At 40.2% G+C, this 1,652-nt stretch carries 2 pseudogenes; both read left to right on the forward strand.

Going from position 1 to position 1,652, the window contains the following annotated elements:
- Positions 1 to 278: pseudogene (locus tag GBI16_RS18025) on the forward strand (DDE-type integrase/transposase/recombinase); the annotation flags it as partial.
- A gap of 55 nt (positions 279 to 333) precedes the next feature.
- A pseudogene (locus tag GBI16_RS18030) lies at positions 334 to 1,274 on the forward strand (IS5 family transposase).
- Positions 1,275 to 1,652: the final 378 nt, after the last annotated feature.

Genomic DNA, 1,652 nt, shown 5'->3' on the forward strand with positions numbered 1-1,652 from the left:
TTGATGTGTTTTCACGAGCAATTGTTGGATGGAAAGTATCTACACGAATGAATACAGATATGGTGCTCGATGCATTGGAGCAAGCATTGCACGATCGAGGCATGCCAAAGAATGTGATTCATCATTCCGACAGGGGTGTTCAATATCTTTCCATTCGCTATACCAATCGTTTAGAAGCAGCAAATTTACGAGCATCAGTCGGTACGACTGGTGATTCATACGATAATGCTTTGGCTGAAACAGTGAATGGCTTATACAAAACAGAGGTGATTGAATATTGGCTTTGTTGCACAAACCTATCTGTAAAGGGTTTTTCAGCGATATAATTTCTAAATGAAGAAGCCTACACACAAAATCTACCGCACAACCAATTGGTCCGCATATAACCGAGCACTCATGAGTCGCGGAAATATTGCCATTTGGTTTGATCCTGCTACGCAATGGTATGCGCCATCAAAAGGCAAACAAGGGCGAAATCAAACCTACTCCGACGCAGCCATCCAATGCTGCTTAATGATTAAATCCTTATTCCGTCTGTCTTTACGTATGGTCACTGGCTTTGTGCAAAGTCTGATTAAACTTTGCGGCTGAGCAGCCCCGAATATCAGTGATATTCGTACACCACGCTTTGTAGAAGACAAAAGCATATTGATATTGTAATCAGCTACCAAAAAAGTAGCGATGGGCTGCATCTACTCATGGACTCTACAGGCATGAAGTTTCTAGGTGAGGGCGAATGGAAATGCAAGAAACATGGACCTGAATATCGTCGCCAATGGCGTAAACTTCATATTGGTATAGATGCTAAAACCCTACAAATACGAGCAGTTCAGCTTACAACCAATAATGTCAGTGATTCACAGGTGCTTGGTGATTTACTTAATCAGATTCCACAAGATGAGCAGATTAACTGTGTTTATACCGATGGAGCTTATGACACCAAGCAATGCCGTCAGGTCATTGCAGATCGGCAAGCGCATGCGGTGATTCCACCTAGAAAAAATGCGAAACCATGGAAAGATACAAAGAGTAGCTCGCTAGAGCGAAATGAATTACTTAGAACAATTAAACGTTTAGGCAGGACACTATGGAAAAAATGGTCAGGCTATCATCGTCGAAGTTTGGTTGAAACTAAGATGCATTGCATCAAATTATTAGGAGATAAACTCAGTGCAAGGAGTTTTGATAGCCAAGTGAATGAGATCCATGCACGTGTAGCAGTCCTTAACAGATTTACGGAATTAGGTCGACCACTTACCCAAGTTACGCCTTAAATTTGGCTCAATTAGGGGCGCTTTGCATTTCAAATCTTTGTGCAACAAAGCCATCTGCTGTAACCACGTTCTTTGAAAATCAAACAGCGTTGTCTAATTGTGAGCCTGAATACTTACCTAAGGAAATATCTGGGTAAGATAAGGGAGAGTGTGGAATCGTTAGCTTTTTAAACTGATTTTCTCAAATATTCGGCTTTTGTCTTATATCTAAATTTTTTACCTATCGATAAAATAATTGTATTCATAACCTGCTAAGGATAGTAGGTAATAAGCGTTTAAGGACTAAGTATTAATTAGGGCCAAAACAGCTAACTTACATTGGAAAGTAAGTGATTAAGAGAAAACTAACAGCGCTTAATAAGCCTTATAGTTCCGAGA

Origin of the sequence: Acinetobacter sp. TUM15064 (genome assembly GCF_008980265.1) — a bacterium.
Taxonomy (GTDB): Bacteria; Pseudomonadota; Gammaproteobacteria; order Pseudomonadales; family Moraxellaceae; genus Acinetobacter.